Annotated in this window: 14 protein-coding genes; 9 read left to right on the top strand and 5 right to left on the bottom strand. The window is 71.6% G+C overall.

The window, feature by feature from the left end:
* The first annotated feature begins 8 nt into the window (after window positions 1-8).
* From ACFVU9_RS17400 to ACFVU9_RS17375, 6 genes are all read left to right on the top strand, one after another.
* A complete protein-coding gene (locus tag ACFVU9_RS17400) occupies window positions 9-1,430 on the top strand; it encodes a hypothetical protein (protein ID WP_387594108.1) in 1,422 nt (473 codons plus the stop codon).
* Between the two features lie 95 nt (window positions 1,431-1,525).
* On the top strand, window positions 1,526-3,007 hold the full coding sequence (locus ACFVU9_RS17395; RefSeq protein WP_387594106.1) for a hypothetical protein: 1,482 nt from the start codon (window positions 1,526-1,528) through the stop codon (window positions 3,005-3,007).
* Between the two features lie 198 nt (window positions 3,008-3,205).
* Window positions 3,206-3,733, top strand: coding sequence for a hypothetical protein (locus tag ACFVU9_RS17390; protein WP_387594104.1), 528 nt, complete (start codon window positions 3,206-3,208; stop codon window positions 3,731-3,733).
* A 504-nt stretch (window positions 3,734-4,237) separates the two neighbouring features.
* Window positions 4,238-5,653, top strand: a complete 1,416-nt coding sequence (locus tag ACFVU9_RS17385; protein ID WP_387594102.1) for a S8 family serine peptidase — start codon at window positions 4,238-4,240, stop codon at window positions 5,651-5,653.
* Window positions 5,654-5,889: 236 nt separating this feature from the next.
* Complete coding sequence (locus ACFVU9_RS17380; RefSeq protein ID WP_387594101.1) at window positions 5,890-6,111, top strand: hypothetical protein; 222 nt, start codon at window positions 5,890-5,892, stop codon at window positions 6,109-6,111.
* Between the two features lie 46 nt (window positions 6,112-6,157).
* Complete coding sequence (locus ACFVU9_RS17375; protein WP_387594099.1) at window positions 6,158-6,628, top strand: hypothetical protein; 471 nt, start codon at window positions 6,158-6,160, stop codon at window positions 6,626-6,628.
* A gap of 249 nt (window positions 6,629-6,877) precedes the next feature.
* Here ACFVU9_RS17375 and ACFVU9_RS17370 read toward each other — a convergent pair whose 3' ends face one another.
* From ACFVU9_RS17370 to ACFVU9_RS17355, 4 genes are read right to left on the bottom strand one after another with little or no spacing between them, the layout of a single operon-like run.
* Window positions 6,878-7,744, bottom strand: coding sequence for a glycosyltransferase family 2 protein (locus ACFVU9_RS17370; protein ID WP_387594097.1), 867 nt, complete (start codon window positions 7,742-7,744; stop codon window positions 6,878-6,880).
* Window positions 7,745-7,763: 19 nt separating this feature from the next.
* Window positions 7,764-8,525, bottom strand: a complete 762-nt coding sequence (locus tag ACFVU9_RS17365; RefSeq protein WP_387594095.1) for a hypothetical protein — start codon at window positions 8,523-8,525, stop codon at window positions 7,764-7,766.
* Entirely contained in the window at window positions 8,522-9,283 is a 762-nt protein-coding gene (locus tag ACFVU9_RS17360; protein WP_387594093.1) for a hypothetical protein, read from the bottom strand. The genes ACFVU9_RS17365 and ACFVU9_RS17360 overlap by 4 nt, the downstream gene beginning before the upstream one ends.
* A complete protein-coding gene (locus ACFVU9_RS17355) occupies window positions 9,280-9,927 on the bottom strand; it encodes a 2OG-Fe(II) oxygenase (RefSeq protein ID WP_380506171.1) in 648 nt (215 codons plus the stop codon). The genes ACFVU9_RS17360 and ACFVU9_RS17355 overlap by 4 nt, the downstream gene beginning before the upstream one ends.
* 1,267 nt (window positions 9,928-11,194) lie before the next feature.
* On the opposite strand from ACFVU9_RS17355, the gene ACFVU9_RS17350 reads away from it, so the two are divergent.
* Window positions 11,195-12,907 (top strand): protein kinase, encoded by a 1,713-nt coding sequence (locus tag ACFVU9_RS17350; protein WP_387594091.1) that lies wholly within the window; start codon window positions 11,195-11,197, stop codon window positions 12,905-12,907.
* A gap of 331 nt (window positions 12,908-13,238) precedes the next feature.
* Here the strand turns inward: ACFVU9_RS17350 and ACFVU9_RS17345 are convergent, their stop codons facing one another.
* A complete protein-coding gene (locus ACFVU9_RS17345; protein WP_387594089.1) occupies window positions 13,239-14,450 on the bottom strand; it encodes a hypothetical protein in 1,212 nt (403 codons plus the stop codon).
* Window positions 14,451-14,736: 286 nt separating this feature from the next.
* On the opposite strand from ACFVU9_RS17345, the gene ACFVU9_RS17340 reads away from it, so the two are divergent.
* Both ACFVU9_RS17340 and ACFVU9_RS17335 read left to right on the top strand, forming a co-directional pair.
* Complete coding sequence (locus ACFVU9_RS17340) at window positions 14,737-15,027, top strand: YciI family protein (RefSeq protein ID WP_387594087.1); 291 nt, start codon at window positions 14,737-14,739, stop codon at window positions 15,025-15,027.
* Between the two features lie 69 nt (window positions 15,028-15,096).
* Window positions 15,097-16,350 carry a phenylacetate--CoA ligase family protein gene (locus ACFVU9_RS17335; protein ID WP_380498732.1) on the top strand — a complete coding sequence of 418 codons (1,254 nt, stop codon included), beginning with the start codon at window positions 15,097-15,099 and terminating at the stop codon, window positions 16,348-16,350.
* Window positions 16,351-16,422 lie beyond the last annotated feature (72 nt).

The following is a 16,422-nucleotide window of genomic DNA, read 5'->3' as shown; positions in this document are numbered from 1 at the left end:
AGGAAGCCGTGACCGCCCCAGTCATCGAAACCCGGGCCCCGGCGGGCGAAGGAACCCTGCTCACCTACTCCGCGATCACCTATCCCGAGATCCTGGAAAGCGACCCGGACCGTCCCCAGACGCTCGCCGACGTCATCCTCGTGGTCTCCAACACCACCAGCAGGATGGTGCGCGTCGACAAGCTCGAAGTCGAGTTCTCTATCGGCGGCAGCCCGCAGGACCTCGCCACCGCCGCGGTACCAGCCGAGAGGATCTTCGTCGACGGCAGCAACTGGCTCCACCGGGTAGGGAATCCGCCCGCGGACAACATCATCACCTTCACCCCGAACGCGGACGAGGACCCGCTGGCCGGCGGGATCACCATCGACTACGCGGCCATCAGGCTCACCGATGTCCCCATCAACACCGCGCCGGGAATCGCCTATCTCCAGCTGCGCGAGTGGGCGGAGTACGGCCATCCGGTCGGGGACGAGCCGGAGTACGAGCTGCGCCGCGCGAACATCAAGATCACCAAGTTCGCCGCCGGAACGGGCTCGGGCGCGGACTCAGGCACCGGCTCCGACCTGCGCGCCTATCTGTTCCCCTACACCCCGGGCGACGCACCGGTGACCAGCGTCGCTCCGGGCAGCGATGTCCTCCTGCGCTGGGACGCCATCCGCGACGTCGCCTACAACATGCACTACCGCGACCAGGACGAGGGGATCATGCCCGATCCCGGAACGCGTGGCACCTGGAAGTGCCCCGAACCCCTGGTCAGCGACACCACCTTCACCCTCCAGACGGTCTCCCAGCACGGAGGCGATCCGACTGTTCGTTACGACACGCTCACCGTCGCCGTCACCGAACCGACATATCCCGGCCTGACGGTCCAGGACGGCGCCATCACAGCGTCCCCGTCCGGTCTGAGCGTCATCGGCCCCGTCGTCGCGGAGAAAGACCTGCGGGTCACCAGCACGGTCGACGCGGCTCAAGGCGCCACCATCACCGATCTGTCGATCACGGCGACAGCGAATCTCCGGGCCACAACCATCGAGATCGGCGAAAGGCTCACGGCGACCGGGCACTTGAAATCCACGGCCAACACCATCGCCACCGACCTCAGCTGTACCGGTGATCTGACCGCGACCGGCAAGGTCAGGCTCCTCGGCACTCCTTCCAGGCTCACGGATACCAGGGGCACGGCTTCGACCGACGGATTCATCATCGGATTCGCCAAGCGCAGTGATGCCCGCGGTGGAACCATTTCGGCGGAAACCGATATCCCGGAAGGCTCCACAGGCGGCTTCCGCAAGTGCCACAGCACGGTGCGCGCACTGGGCAACGAGAGACGCACCAGCTTCTGCCTCCTCGTCAGACGAGGCGAGTCCTGGGCGACCTCCTTCTCCGCCGGCCTCACCAAAGAGTTCTGGTGGATCCCCTTCGGTGTCTAGACCTCGCACCTCCCGGATCCGCCACCGCTGTTGGCCGCTTCCGGCTGCAGCGCCGACCCAGCACACCCGTACAGCACACCCGTGAGGAGCCCCACATGGCCGCCCTGACCGCCAACCCTCCGGCTCTCCTCGACTACACGGTCCAGTCCGTTCCTACCATCCTGCGAACGAGCCCGATCGTCGGTGAACTCGACAGCGTCACCATCGACATGGTCATCTCCGACAGCCGGGACGCCCCCGTCTGCTGCGCGGAGATCCGGATGATCATCCCGATCGGCAAACTGCCCCAGGACCTTGCGGCATCGGCCGCCGGCATCACCCCCAGGATCAGCCCGGACACGTGGACCGCGGTGATGGTCCAGGACGACGTCCTCGTCCTGCGCCCCCAGAGCAACACAGCCACCTTCTCCCCACCCTCCCTCGCCGACAGCGGTGGCGGCTACTTCACCCCGATCGGGGAGGACGACGCGACCCTGGAGACATCGAGCCTGACGCTGCGCCTCAGTGGGGTCCGGGTCAGCCGCATGGCGGGAATCGCCAACGTGGAGATCGAGGAGTTCAGCTTCGAGGCAGGTGAGGATTCGGGGGACCAGATGGGCCCGCGCCATCTGGAGATCCCCATCGGCACGTTCCCCTCGGAACGCGAAGGGTCCGGCAAGAAGATCGCCGGGAACTTCTCCGCCCACCTGCCCACCGCCGACAGTGGGACCAACCCTGAACCGGCCACCCTCGTCCCGGTGAACACCCCGGTCGTCCTCGACTGGCTCGGACCCGCTGGGGCCACTCATCGGCTCTACCATGACGGCAGTCCCGAAGGGTTCCCCGTGTCCTTCCCGTACGAGACGCCACGGCTGACCCGCGACACCACCTTCACCCTGGACACCGCACTCGGACGCGAACACTACTTCGCCACGCTCACCGTCACCGTCGACGCCCCGGTCCTGCCGGCCCTCACCCTCGACACCCTCACCGGTGTTCCCGAGCTCACCATCGGCGCTCCGGTCGTCGAGGAGCACGCCCTCGACGTCATGGGCACGCTGACGGCACGGAACTCGTTCGTCGTGCCACCCGACAAGAGCATCACCGCGGGCCACACCGAAACGGTCCAGACCGGAACCGGCACGACCACGGAACTGTCGGCCGGCTCTTCTTCCACCGTCGAGGCCAGCGCACTGGAGGTGGCGGGCGAACTCACCACCGAGGAGCTGCTGTCCATCAAGGACGGCGGGCACGTGCAGATCCTCGGCCCCGTCCAGAACCGCCGTGGAACGGCCGACTGGGCCATGGCCCCCACCAACGGATTCTTCCAGGAGGAATCCAACACCGGATGGGTCACCAGCTCCGGCAATCTGGAGCTCACCTCCGCGATCGAACGGGACTACCGGGATCTCAAAGGATCGGTTTGCCTGCCGGTCAATGAGGGCTACCAGTGTGCTGCCGAAACAGCACAGAATACCCCCTGCTACTGGATCCCGATAGGGATCGGCCCACTCCCCGCGACAACGCGGGACAGGGAACCGCCGTCCGAACCGGCCACCGGACAAGCACCTTCCGGAGACGCGGACTTAGAATCCTGAGCCGTGCTCCCGCGAGGTTGACGATGAAACCGACTGGGGAATTGCGAGCAGCAACTGGGGAATCTCGGAGAAAAGCCATCCAGTTGGCGTTTTCCCCGTGGCGATCCGGACGACTGCTGCGCAGGATTGGCGTACGCATAGGGGGTCGTGAACAAACCCTCTCGTGACGTGACCCAACAAGACCCAGGAGAATCCTCGATGTCCGTCTACACCACCATGTCACCGCAACTGGGGCAGCAGTACCCGCAGCAGTCCAATGGATACGCCCACCCGTTCGTCCAGCCGTCGTACCTCCAGCAGCAGGACCTGTTCGGGCAGTTCCCGACGGCCTCTCCGGGACTGGGCGGCATGCCGTTCACCCAGCCGCTGCCGTCGACCCTCCCGTGGGACACCAAGGCCTGGGGACACGGCCTCCCGGGCCTGCCGCTGCTCCAGGAGGCCCCGCTCCAGGGCCTGTTGCCGCAGATCGTGACGGACCTCGCGCTGAAGTGCGCGGCCGCCACGGCCGCCGCGGTCATCGAGCAGCTGCGGATCGAGCCCCAGGCACTGGTCGGGATCCAGACGCAGGGACAGATTCCGGCGCACCTGGTGTCGAGCGTGCTGGTGGAGTGCGCACGCCGGGTGGCCCCCGTCATCCACCTCACGCTGGCCCAGCTGAACGGCCGCCCGGTGGCAGGACAGTCATGGCCCGCCTCGGCGACGGGGTTCTCCGGCCTCACGATCTGACGTACCGGTGCGCGGCGTGGCCTGACCGAGGCACGGCCGGCCAGCTCCCCTGATCACACCTGCTGTCCCGTGCGAGGCGCAGGGCCTCGCACGGGACGGCACGCGTCCCGTCTCCAGATCCGAAGGTTGGTCAAGTACATGAGTGACAGCACGGGAAAGGTCTCCCCGAGGACTTCCGGCAACAAGCCCAACGGGGCCGAACCCGGAACACGAGATGCCCAGGCGCCTTCGCCCCCCGCCTCTCCCACCGCGTCTCCCACCGCCCGGCAGCCGGAGTCCGACACGCTCCTGGCCGCATCGGGCCGAGGCCGGTACCTCCTCGCTCCTCGCCCCCCGCTCTTCCTCCCGGCCGGAGTGGCGCCACCCGAATCGGCCAGGCTGTTCGCACAGTTGGAGGAGGATCCCGAGGTCAGGGTGCTCGCCCGGGTGCATGCCACAAGCGCCGACCAGGCGCAGGCGACCGACGGGCCGCGCCCGTTGTGCCCGCCCGTGATGGTGGCGGAGATGACGAAGGCACACGCGGCAGCCCTGGCCGCGAACCCGCAGGTGTTCCTCGAACCCGACCAGCCGCTCGTCTACGACGTCGTCAGCCCGCTCGTCCAGGCCGTACCGGCGACCGACCCGGCCGTGGCCGTTCCGCTCGCGGAGAGCGTGCGCCTGACGGTCCAAGTCAGGGGGGCCGACGGTCCGGCCCTGGAAGGCGTCCACGTGTGGGCGGTTGGGTCCACCGCGCCGACGCACGCGGTTAGCGATGCCTACGGCAACGCCCTGCTGGCTCTTCCCACCGATACGGCGACGACGCTGCGGGCCCTGCACGTCCGGCCGCGGAACGGCTACTGGCCCGCCCGGATCGAGTGGCCCACGATTTCGGACGATGGAGACCTGGCCGTCCTTGTGGAGGTACAGCCCCTCAGCGATCTGGCCGCCGAGTTCCCGGACCGACCACTGACAGGCTGGGGCCAGCAGGCCATGCGGACGCACCAGCTCCCCCGGTCCCAGCGGGGCGACGGAATCAGGATCGCTCTGCTGGACTCCGGCATCAGCCGGGAACACCCCGACCTGAAGGACGCTGCGCGGACGGGGTATGACTTCGTCGCCGGCTCCGATCAGACCTGGGCGTCCGATCCGACCGGACACGGCACGTGGTGCGCCGGGGTCATCGCAGCGGCCGACAACGGCACGGGGATCACCGGTGTCGCCGCCGATGCCGAACTGCACGCCTGCAAGCTGTACCCGGGCGGGCGGGTCAGCCACCTGCTCCAGGCCCTGGACTACTGCATCGGCCACGGCATCGACATCGCCCAGCTCAACCTCGGTTGCGCGGCGGCCTCGCAGTTGCTCGCGCTCAAGATCCTCGACACCCATACCGCAGGAACGGCCGTCATCGTCCCCGCAGGGGACAACGGCGTCTCGCCGGCCTTCCCGGCGAGCCTGTCCACCGTTCTCGTCGTGGGCGCCATCGGCCACACCGTCGCCCACCCCGCGGACCCGCGAGCCCGCGACGCCGGTCCCCTGCCGACCCGGCCCGGCTCCTACGCCCCGAGCTTCACCCCGCCCGGCCCCGGCGTCGACCTCGCCGCGCCCGGCGTGGCAGTGATCACCACCGCCCCCACCTACGGCTACACCCCCGCGGACGGCACCGCGCTGGCCGCCGCCCACATCGCCGGCCTCGCAGCCGTCCTCCTCGCCCATCACGAGCAGTTGCGCGCGCTCCCCCGCCACAGCGCCCGCACAACGGCGTTGTGGACCGTGCTGCACGCCAGTTGCCAGCCGATTCCCCTCGACCCGATGCGGCGCACCGGTGCCGGCTTGCCGGACGCTCCCACCGCGCTCGGACTACGGACCCCGGCCATCGCCTCCCCGGCCTCACCGGAACCGGCTTCTCCCAAGACCCGTCCCGGATCCTCCGGCACGCCCTGACCGCCGGCCGGAAGGACCGAGCCGCCTCGTTCCGGGCCACGGGAAAACCTGGCACGAGGCGGTGACGGGCTCCCCTGAGCGACCGTCCGCCTACCGCCAGAGGTCGTTTCCGACGGAGCTCTGCGGCGTCCGGGCCGTCGCCGGAACCACTGTGACCCGCTCGGTCATTCTCCTCCACCAAATGAACGTTCTCCATATGATCGCTGAGTTACGGTCAGGCACGCATCCTGCTGGCCGTGCTGGTGAACATCACCCCCGATGGCTGTCTACACGACGTCGAGGGCGACTACTCGGCGGGCCGGTGGGGCGGCTGGCGTGGCCTGTGCGCCGCTGGCGTCAAGCAGGTCACCAGTGCAGCGACCGGATCGACCAACCACGTCCTTGCTGCAGCGCAGCACCGGGCCGGTGATGGCGGCGGACCGGGCCCCGCCCCCATGGTGATCATGACGCATCCCTGACAGCATGGGCAACCGTGCCGCAGGGAGCGGCATTTGGAGGGGGAGCATGCGCAAGGGACTCAATGCACTCGCGGTCGGTGCCGTCACGATGGCCTCGATCGTCCTGGCCAGTGCCCCGGTGTTCGCGGCCGGGGCCGCACCTGCCCAGGCAGCTCCGACGGGGGCCCCGAGTACCGGCACCAGGGTCATCTACGTCCACGGCAACGCGACGCAGACGAATGAGGTCATCTACGGGCCGGTCGGCGAATACCCGTCGAACTGGCCGCAGGCGAGCTCGTGCTGGACCAGCTTCGACCCGTCCAGCCCCGGCGGGCGTGCGATGAACCATTACTACGAGAACTGCGGCTCCTACGTCACCACCGTGTGCCCGGCGGTGCGCATCAACGGCGTCGGCCCGCTGTACGTGTTCATCGACCACGCCGTCTACCTGCACGCCAAGCCGACGGTCGACTACGGCGTCGACTGGCACTACGAACAAACCACCAAGAACGGCTGGTACACCACCGTCACCTGCTAGAGGTGAGGGCTGGGGGGAAACGCAGGACGTTGTCGGGCAGCTGAGCCCGCATCCGCTGCACGGGCGGGAGCGCGCGGCGATCGGCTCGGCGGCTGCGGCGATCCCGCTTCGTCGGGGCGGGCGGCAGGAGGCGGCCCGCTCTCCGGGCGTGGCGGCGACGACCTCCTCGCAGCTCCGGCTCCGAGCCCGCCTTCCCGCCGGTCGAACCCCGGGCACGGCCGACACGGACGCGACGAGGTGGATCCGGCCTCAGGGGCCGAAGGCCCGGGGTGCCCACTGGTCGAGGTAGTCGGCGATCGGCCGCAGCTCGGTGATGAGGAGCCGTTGCTGCGCCGCCACCCACGGCTCGGCGAGGACGGTGGCGATCGCGCCGGGGAAGGTGGAAAAGCGTGCGCAGGCCAGGGCGGAAGCCCGCAGCTGCGGACCGGGCAGGTGCAAGAGCCCGGTGCGCAGGATGTTCTGGAGCCACGGCTGCTGCTCCGGCCGGTACGGCGGAAGTGTCCGGAAGCGGTGGGTGACGACGGCCCCGGGGATGCCGAGCGAGGGACGCCCCGCCCGCCACCACCGCAGTGCCAGCTCCACGTCCTCCAGCCCGAATCCGCTGAAGGCCGCGAAGCCTCCTTCCATGAGGAAGCGGTCCCGGACGACCGCCAGGCAGCCGCCGGGGAGGAGACCGACCTCGATGGGTCCGGGCCCGGCCACCGGGCGCCAGCGGTAGGTCAGCAGGGCGTCCACGAGTTCGGCCCCGCAGCCCACGAACCGGCTGTCGGAGGCGTCCCGCACCGCGGGTCCGACCAGCGCGTCCGGCGTGCGCTCGAGCGCGGCCACGAGCGGTGTCAGCCACCGGTCGTCCACCGCGCAGTGGGCGTCGAGGAAGACGAGGACCGGTTGGTCCGCAGCCCGCGCGCCGCGGTTGCGGGCCGCGGCCACGCCGACATGGTCCCCGCGCAGCGTCCGCACCCACGACGGCCAGTCCCGCTCGCAGCCGCCGTCCGTGCTGCCGTCGTCGACGAGGACGAGTTGCCGCGGCCGCACGCACGCGCTCGCCACCGACCGGATGGTCTCGGTGACGCGGTCACCCTCCTGGTAGGCGCAGACGACGACGGAAACGGGCACCGAGGAGCGCATGCCGGCGTCACCGATGCGGTGGAACGGCGGGTTGCGGACCGGCGGCGGCAAGCTCCGGCGGCAGGTCGCCGACCACCGAGGCGGGCGTCCGGGCCCGGCTCCAGAAGCTTCGGCACTCCGGCAGCAGACGGCCGTGCCGGGCGGTGTCCACCCAGGTGTACCGCTCCGGTTCCCGGGTCAGGGCGAACCCGCGCAGCAGCGCGAACTCGCAGAACCTGCCGAACCCGGCGGCGTGCGCGTAGTCGCTGATCGACTGGCCGTGTGCGTCCCGGCAGTGGGCACGGAGCCCGGCGTACACGTGCCGGGGGACGACCAGGGGCGGCGGCTCGGTCACGTCCGGCCGCACCGGTTCACCGAAGAATGCGGCCGGGCACCGCCGCCAGCCGTCCGACTCCGGCCGGGCACCGCCCGAGTCGAAGGCCATCCGTGGCCGGCCGCAGTCGAACAGACGGTCCGTCAGCTCGCACGGCGCCGTGAACACCTGGTCCGAGTCCAGGTGCAGGATCATGTCCGCGTCCGTGTAGCGGTCCGCGTTGAGCTTGGTGATCTGCTGGCCGAGGTAGTCGTCGGCGTAGTCGCGGCACGTGGACAGACGCACGCCCGTCGACTCGATCGCCGACGGCTCCATACGTTCCAGACTCGACCGCGGCACGACCACGACGACCTGGCGGTGGCCCGACGCGAGCAGGGCGATGGAGCGCAGCGCCAGGGCCAGCCACTGCCGGTCCCGGTGGTAGGACCGGATGAAGACGTCGATGCTCGGGGTCACTCGACGGGCTCGTCCCCGATGCCGATCGTGGGTCCCGGAGTGCCCGTGATGCCGCCGGGCGGCAACGTCATCAGGAGTTCGTCGAACCCGGGGAACACCTCGGCCCACCGCGTGTCGCCGGCCCAGTGCGGCGCGATCCCCGCCGCGAGTGCGAGGTGGAATCCCGTGAGCCGGGAGATCCGGGCCCGGTCGAGGTTGAGGGCCAACGCATCGCCGAGACGGGTGGCGTCCAGGCCGAGCTCCTTCAGCACCGCGGGCGGGCTCGCCGAATACGCCGTGAACTCGGCCCCGCCGGTCAGGATCCGGGCCTGCCGGGGCACGAAGCCGACGTCGGCGAGCTCACCGGAGACGACCGCCGACTGCTCGTTGACGAACAGGGACACCCAGTCCACGCCCGCGCCCGCCAGGTCCTCGAAGAGGAACTTCGTCATCGCCGCCGCCAGCCCCACATTGGTGGCGTCCCGCACGGAGAGGAACGCCGGGGTGAGCAGCGACTGCCCGTTGTCGCTGACCACCGCTACCGCCATGCCGCGCAGGGTCCTCGCGCCGATGCCGGACGGCGGCCACGGACGCTCTTCGAAGGCCACGGCGATCCTGGTGCGGGCCCTCACCGTGAGCGGGGCGAGGACCTCGTCGAGCAGGTGCCCGAGGCCGAGCCGTCTGAGGAAGTGGGCCAGCTCCGGCCGGTACTCGCCGAGGAGATCGGTGGTGATCCGCAGTTCCAGACGGTCGTTCAGCTCGTCGTGAAGGTTGTTCATCGCTTCTCCTCACTGGTACTGCTGTCGTCCACGTCGTAGAGCCACGCCACCGCCGAGTACCGCACGCCGGTACGCACCGGGCGCACCTCGTGCAGCACATCGGAGCGGAAGGTGACGATGGAGCCGGCTTCCAGCCGGATGTTCTCGGGCGCCACGGTGCCGTCGGGCCGCGGAACGTAGAGGACCAGCGCTCCGCCATCGAAGGAGGGGAGGCCGTCGTGCGGTGTCGCGTCGTTCAGCAGGCAGACGATCGACAGCCGTCGATGGCGGACGACGGCGGGATCCAGTGGGTCGTCGGAGCTGTCCCGGTGGGCGCGGAAGAGTCCGCGCTCGGCATAGCTGCAGAACTTCGGGCCGTCCAGTGCGGCCCGTCGCCATCCCTCGTCCTCGATCGTCTTCCGTGCCACCTCCCGCATCGCGGCGACGACGGGCTTCGACCGCTCGGGCGCCAGCAGGTGCTCCGAGCAGCTGCGCATGCTCAGGTCGACCACGTCCTCGCTGCGGCGCAGCACCGGGCCGGTGATGGCGGCGGACCGGGCCATGGCCTCGACGGCGGCGCGGCAGTCCTGCGGTGACAGCGCGTTGCGCCAGATTCTCGGCTGCGCCTCGTTGCGCTCTTCACGGCTGGGAGTACCGGTCCGCATCCTTCTCCCGCTCTCGGTTGGTCGTGCGACGGCAACGGGAAACCCGCGCGATAAGTTAACCAACAGTGATGGCATCGTCATGGAAGGTGATCGTCCGGGAGTGTGCCGTGTCTCCGTCGTCGGCTCACGCATCCCCTTCCGGGACCGGCCGGGCCCACCGCCGACAGGACGGGCCGCACGGCCGTCCGGCAGCGGCAGGTCGCCGCAGGCGTTCGGGCGACCACCGGCCCACTGCCCCCGACCGCTGTCGGAGGCGCGCGCCGAATCTCGCGGCGCCGGCGACAGCCACGACATCGACACCGCAATGCCCAGGATGCGCCAGCAGTTCATGCCACGGAGCCTTGACCCGCGCCACCGAAGCCGAACTCGCCATCGTCCCTGAGTCCTGACCGCACCCCGGCCCAGCCGATGGCCTGCGAGCGGGTGGTCGAGGCCACGGCCGTTCCCCAGAAGCCCAGCCGCCGGACCACCGGGCACAGCGCCGAGGCCGAGCGCTTCGACCAGTAGGCACGGCGCAGCGGGCCCGGTGGGCCGGACCCGGCCGGCGCCGGACGTCCGTCAGCCCGCGGCTCGGACAGGGGACGCAACGCCCGCCACCTGGGAGAAATGGCGACGCTTCGTCGACCGCAAACGGCCCGCGCCGCCCTCACCCGAACGACCCCGGCGCGGCGCTGCCCAACGCCTGGCCTACCGCTCCCGGTTCGTCGTCGTGCGCACCCCGGCCCTGGAGCAGATCACCACCAGCGTGCGGGCCCTCACGCTGCGCGGGCGTCACCAGGACGGCACCGCCCGACCGGGGCTGATCGTCATGCGCAGCCGAACGACAGTGCCCCAGACGGCGTGCGGCGACGAGGAGCCCGACGGGTACGGCGACGACGCGGCACGAGACCGACGAGCAGCAGGCAGGCGGCGCCGACGCGGCAGGGCGGCTCGGCGGCGGGCGGGTGAGGTCAGGCGCGTAGGGGGCCGCGGCCGGGCAGGCACCGCTTCCTGACGGCCGGCCGGCGGCTCGCCGTGCTCGGGCTCGTTTGCGCCGGAGATCTGAGTACCGGGCTCCGCCCCGACGGTGTCACCGGCGTCGCTGGTCGGTTCCTTGGCGTGCCGGCACGGCACGACGCTGCGGGACGCCGGCCCGGGCGCGCACGGGAACAAGGTGGGATCTCCCCGGGAATTGGCGTCCGCGCCCCCGGCGGCCGAGAATCTCGGGGATCACCCGTCACGGGCGGATCACCGCGGCGGGCGGGCAGAGGACGAAAGAGGTGCCCAGGTGGGCGAGGACCGGTTGATCACCGGCCGGTACCGGCTGCTGGAGCGGATCGGCAGCGGCGGCATGGGAACCGTGTGGCGGGCCGAGGACGAGCTGCTGGGCCGCGACGTGGCCGTGAAGGAGCTGCGGATCCGCCCGGAGCTGTCGCCCGAGGAGACCGCGACCCTGCTGGAGCGGACCCTCCGCGAGGCGCGCAGCGCCGCCCGGATCAGCCAGCGCAACGTCGTGGTGGTGCACGACGTCGTGGAGCACGAGGGGCTCCCCTGCGTGGTGATGGAGTACGTCCCCTCCCGCACCCTTGCCGCGGTCCTCGCCGAGGACGGGCCGCTACCCGCGGCGGACGCCGCCCGGATCGGGCGTGAGATCCTGGCCGGGCTTCGGGCCGCCCACGCCGCCGGCGTCGTGCACCGCGACGTCAAGCCCGGCAACGTCCTGCTCGCGCTCGACGGCCGGGTCGTGCTGACGGACTTCGGCATCGCCACCATCGCGGGCACCTCCAGCCTGACCAGGACCGGCGAACTGGTGGGATCCGTCGACTACCTGGCACCGGAGCTGGTCCGCGGCGGCACCCCGACCCCCGCCTCCGACCTGTGGGCGCTGGGCGTCACCCTGTACCAGGCCGTGGAGGGGCTGTCTCCGTTCCGCAGGGCGACCGCGATCGAGACCGTCATGGCGATCGCCGCCGACCCGCCGGAGCCGCCGCTGCGCGCCGGTCCGCTCACGCCGCTGATCGGGTCGCTGCTGGAGAAGGAACCGCTGGAGCGGCCCACGGCCGAGGTCGCGGAGCTGCTGCTCAACGACACCGCGGCGGGGTGGGCGAAGCCGGTAGACGGGACGGAGCACGGCCCGGGCCTGGCCGTCAGGAACGGTGGAGCCCCCGTTCACGCCGTGCCCGGGCCCGCAGCCGCAAGTGGCGCGCACACCGTGGCGCAGCCTCCCGGCACGCTCGTCACACCCGGGGCCCTCGCCGGGGATCAGCCGCCTGCCACGCCCGCAGCCCGCCCCGCCGTGCGGCGGACCCGCCGCCGAACCGGACTCCGCTGGACCGTCGCCGCCGCGTTGGCAACGGCCGCCGCGGCCGGCGGTGTCCTCGTCCTGGACCCCGGCCTGCGCCCCGGGAAGCACGAGGCACAGGCCGAACCGGTGCCGTCCCCGGCGACGTCGTCCCCGGCAGGCGCGGCCGGCGCGTCGTCCGTGAGCCCGGCCGGGCCGTCCCCGGCCGCGTCCTCCCCGGCCGTCCCGAGCGGCACCGGCCCGGTGGCCGTCCCCGCCGGGTCCAGCATCCGCCGGGACCCGGCCGGCTTCTCGCTGGCCGTCCCCGACGGCTGGGTGCGCGACACCGACGCCGCCGGCCGGGTCTTCTACCTCTCGCCGGACCACGCCTTCCGGATCGGCGTCCACCCCACCACCCCGAGCGGTCAGGGCATGCTGGCCGAACTCCAGAAGCAGGACGCCGCCGGCCCGCGGACCAACCCGGGCTACCGCGGCGGCAGCGTCCAGCCCACGGTCTTCCACGGCACCGCCGACGCCGCCCTGTGGCTGTGGACCTGGAACGGCTACCCGGAGGACGGATTCGGTGCCCGGCGCGTGCAGGACATCTCCTGGACCGAGCAGGGCCGCAGCTACGACTTCTGGGTCTCCGCACCGACCGGTCGCCTCGACGAGGCCAACCGCTACTTCCAGATCGTGTCGGCCACCTTCCGGATCGGCTGAGACCCGGTCACCTCTGCGGCCACCGAGCGGCGCGCGGACGCCGCAGCTCGGCGATATCGAACTCCGTCATCGACTCCACAGCCCGTTTCGCCACCGCCGCCGGGCCGGCCGGCAGTCCGGGCGGCCCGGCGGCGCCTTCCCGCCGCCGCGTCTTTTGCCGCGTCCCGGGGCGACCAGGCCGTGCGGTGCGAGATCGCCGAACGCGGCGAGGGCGTCGGCGCGCGGCGTGGTGGTCCCAGCCGTCGGAGTTGTCGGTGCCGCGCCGGTAGGGCGGGCCGGCCCGGGCGGGACGGGACGGGCGGGACGGGACGGGCGGGACGGGCGGGACGGGCTACTTCCAGACCGCTGCGAAGTGAGCGGCGTAGCCGCGCATGCCGTGGACCAGGGAGACTCCCACGACGAGTCCCGGGTTGTTGACGAACCTGGCCGACGCGACGTCCGGCTGGGACAGCACGGTGGTCGTCCCGTCGGGGTTCCAGCGCAGCGCCGTCTGGAACTCGCGGGCGGGGTCGCCGGTCCAGGAGTACCCGACGACGGTGCCGTCGTCGTTGATCGCGGTGGCGGAGCTGGAAACCGGGCCCGACGCCTTCGGCCCGAGCAGCGTCGCCGTACCGTCCGGGGCCCACTTCGTGGCGCTCCCCAGCGTGCCGACCGAGGCGGCCGTGCCCGCCACCGTGCCCGAGCCGTTGACCGCCGTCACCCAGCCGAAGTCGGCCACCTGCGTGATGGAACCGTCGGCGTGCCAGATCAGGCCGAGCGTGGCCGCGGGGTTGGGCCCGCCGAAGCCGATCACGACACCGGCATCGTTGATCCCGACGGCCCCGCTGTCGGCCCAGCCCGTCGGGGAGTTCAGGGCGGTGGGGGTCCCGTCCGGGCTCCAGAGCACCGCGTGCCGCGGGCCCACGCTGTCGGCGCCCTGGGAGTACCCGACGGCCACGCCCGAGCCGTTGATCCCGGACACGACGGTACGGACGTCGTCGCCCAGCGGCTCCAGCTCGACCGCCGTCCCGTCCGGAGCCCAGGCCACGGCGTGCTGCTGTTCGGCGTCCGCCCAGGAGGAACCGATCACCACGCCGGTGCTGCTGACCGCGGCGGCCCGGGCGTTGGTGTCACCGGGCAGCGGATCCAGGGCGGTGGCCGTGCCGTCGGGGGCCCAGGTCACCGCGTGCGTCCCGGACTGCCGGCGGGAGAACCCGACCACGGTGCCCGCGTCGTTGACACCGAAGGCCTGGTCCTCGGTGTCACCCTCCAGTGGGGCGAGCACGGTGGGCGTGAGGTCCGCGTTCCACCGAATGGCGCGGCGCGCCGAGTTGGTGCCTTCTCCGTACAGCCACCCGACGACGACACCGTTGTTGTTGACCCCGGTGGGCTCGCTGAACTGCGTGCCGGCCGGGGTCGCCAGCACCAGGGGCGCCGGGGCCGCCGGAGCGGTGTCGGCCACCGCCGCCGGGGCCGCCGAGGCCGCAGGGCCGACGGCCAGGACCACGACGGTGGCGGCGACGGCGGTGGCGAAAGGGGTCGATCGCGAGGTGCGCTTGCTCATGATGGGCAGCTCCTGTCTCAATCGGCATCACGGAGACACCGTCAAGGTGACCGCGTGTCAACTATCCGTCCTCGGACCGAACATCAGTCTCAGGCATCGCGGGCACACCCCGCAGCCCGATCGCCGATCTGCCCACGGCCGGCCGATCCGCTGCCGGGGCGACGGCAGCGCCCGAGGGTGGCGGTCCCTGCGGGCATAGCCGCTGCCATGCCGGCGTTTCACCTGGCGCGCCCGCCTCACACCGTGGGGGTGACGCGTTGTCGGACGAAACCGTGCGGAGGACGCCATGGCCTACTACGCCGTCGAATACACCTTCACTCCCGATCGCCGCCACCTTCGGGTACGGCCCCCGCACCGCGAGTACCTGGCCGACCTGGCCGAGCGGGGCAGCATCGCATTGTGCGGACCGCTGGCAAGCGACACCGGCGGGCTGCTGATCTTCCGCGCCGGGAGCGAGGCGGAGGTGCGGGAACTGGTGGACGGCGACCCGTACATGCGGGAGGGCGTGATCGACGGCGTCCGCGTCGAGGAGTGGAACCCGGTGATCGGCTCGCTGATCGGACACCTCGACGGGTGACCGCGGCGGCCCCGACCCGCGACGATGCGACTACGATCAACTGGTAATCCCATCGCAGGTTTGGATGACATGACTGACCCTCAGCTGGCTGATCTCCTGGCCCATGTACGCGAGCACTCGCCCTTCTACCGCGACCTCTACGCCGGACTGCCCGGCGACGTCGCCGACCTGTCAGCGCTGCCGCTGATCGACCACACCGCCTACTGGGGCGCCCACGGCATCGAGCGCAGCGATCTGCTCACCGGGCCGCACCAGGACGGCATCGTCTTCAAGACCGGCGGCACCACCGGCGCACCGCGCGTCTCGGTCTACACCCGCGACGAGTGGCGTGCGATGGCCCGGCGCTTCGGCGGCGGGCTGCCCGCCGCCGGGGTGCGCGCGGGCGACCGGGTGGCCAATCTGTTCTACGCCGGGGAGCTGTACTCCAGCTTCGTCTTCACCCTCAACGCCTTCCAGGAGGCGCCGGTCCCGGTGGTGCAGCTGCCGATCGGCGGTGCGGCGCCGCTGGACTTCACCATCGAGGCCCTGCGCGACTTCCGCGCCACGGTGATCTCCGCGCCGCCGACCTCGCTGTGCCGGCTGGCCCGCCAGGTGGCCGAGACCGTGGGGACGCTGCCGCAGGTCCGGCTGGCGCTGTTCGCCGGAGAGGCCTTCTACGGCGACCAGTTGGCGCTCATGGCCGCCGCCTTCCCGAACGCGCGGGTCCGCTCGATCGGCTACGCCAGCGTGGACGCGGGTATCCTCGCCGGGCCGGTGGCGGACGAGCCGGACACCCGGGTGCACGAGGTGTTCGGCACCGACAAGGTGATCGAGCTGCTCGACCCCGAGAGCGGCGAGCCGATCACCGAGGAGGGCCGTGCGGGCCGGGTCATCGCCACCGACCTGGTGCGTCGCCTGATGCCGGTGATCCGCTACCCGGTCGGCGACATCGCCGAGTGGGTCGACTACCCGCGACGCCGCTTCCGGCTGCTCGGCCGTTCCGAGGAGGGTGCCCGGGTCGGCGTGGTCACCGTCTACCTGGAGGACCTGCGCGCCATGGCCGCCCGGGCCGACCGCCAGGGTGCGGTCGGCGACCTGCAGGTCGTGCTCCGCCGCCGCGAGGCCAAGGACGAACTGCTCCTGCGGGTGGCCGGCCCGGCCCGGTCGGCCGACTTCGAGCGGGAGCTGCTCGCCGTGCTGGACGAAGCCCGGCCGATGTTCGGCGCGGAAGTGCGGAAGGGGAACATCCACCCGCTCGCCTTCGAGTGGGTCGGCCCGGACGGACTGGACATCAACCCGCGCACGGGCAAACTGATCCGTCTCGTCGACCAGCGCGCGAACTGACGTCCGGGCCCGCGGCGGACCGGCAGGAACGCGGGGAACCGCGCGACCGGCCATGCGGCATCCCAAGCCGCA

The sequence above is a fragment of the Kitasatospora sp. NPDC057936 genome (assembly GCF_042887525.1).
In the GTDB taxonomy this organism is placed as follows: Bacteria; Actinomycetota; Actinomycetes; order Streptomycetales; family Streptomycetaceae; genus Kitasatospora.
Note: the sequence above shows the minus strand (reverse complement) of the source record. Positions and strands in the feature narration are given on the sequence as shown.

Coding starts and splice junctions, on each gene's coding strand:
- ACFVU9_RS17395 (WP_387594106.1), top strand. CDS start 1,526: ATGGCCGCCCTGACCGCCAACCCTCCGGCTCTCCTCGACTACACGGTC.
- ACFVU9_RS17390 (WP_387594104.1), top strand. CDS start 3,206: ATGTCCGTCTACACCACCATGTCACCGCAACTGGGGCAGCAGTACCCG.
- ACFVU9_RS17385 (WP_387594102.1), top strand. CDS start 4,238: ATGACGAAGGCACACGCGGCAGCCCTGGCCGCGAACCCGCAGGTGTTC.
- ACFVU9_RS17375 (WP_387594099.1), top strand. CDS start 6,158: ATGCGCAAGGGACTCAATGCACTCGCGGTCGGTGCCGTCACGATGGCC.
- ACFVU9_RS17360 (WP_387594093.1), bottom strand. CDS start 9,283: ATGAACAACCTTCACGACGAGCTGAACGACCGTCTGGAACTGCGGATC.
- ACFVU9_RS17355 (WP_380506171.1), bottom strand. CDS start 9,927: ATGCGGACCGGTACTCCCAGCCGTGAAGAGCGCAACGAGGCGCAGCCG.
- ACFVU9_RS17345 (WP_387594089.1), bottom strand. CDS start 14,450: ATGAGCAAGCGCACCTCGCGATCGACCCCTTTCGCCACCGCCGTCGCC.
- ACFVU9_RS17340 (WP_387594087.1), top strand. CDS start 14,737: ATGGCCTACTACGCCGTCGAATACACCTTCACTCCCGATCGCCGCCAC.
- ACFVU9_RS17335 (WP_380498732.1), top strand. CDS start 15,097: ATGACTGACCCTCAGCTGGCTGATCTCCTGGCCCATGTACGCGAGCAC.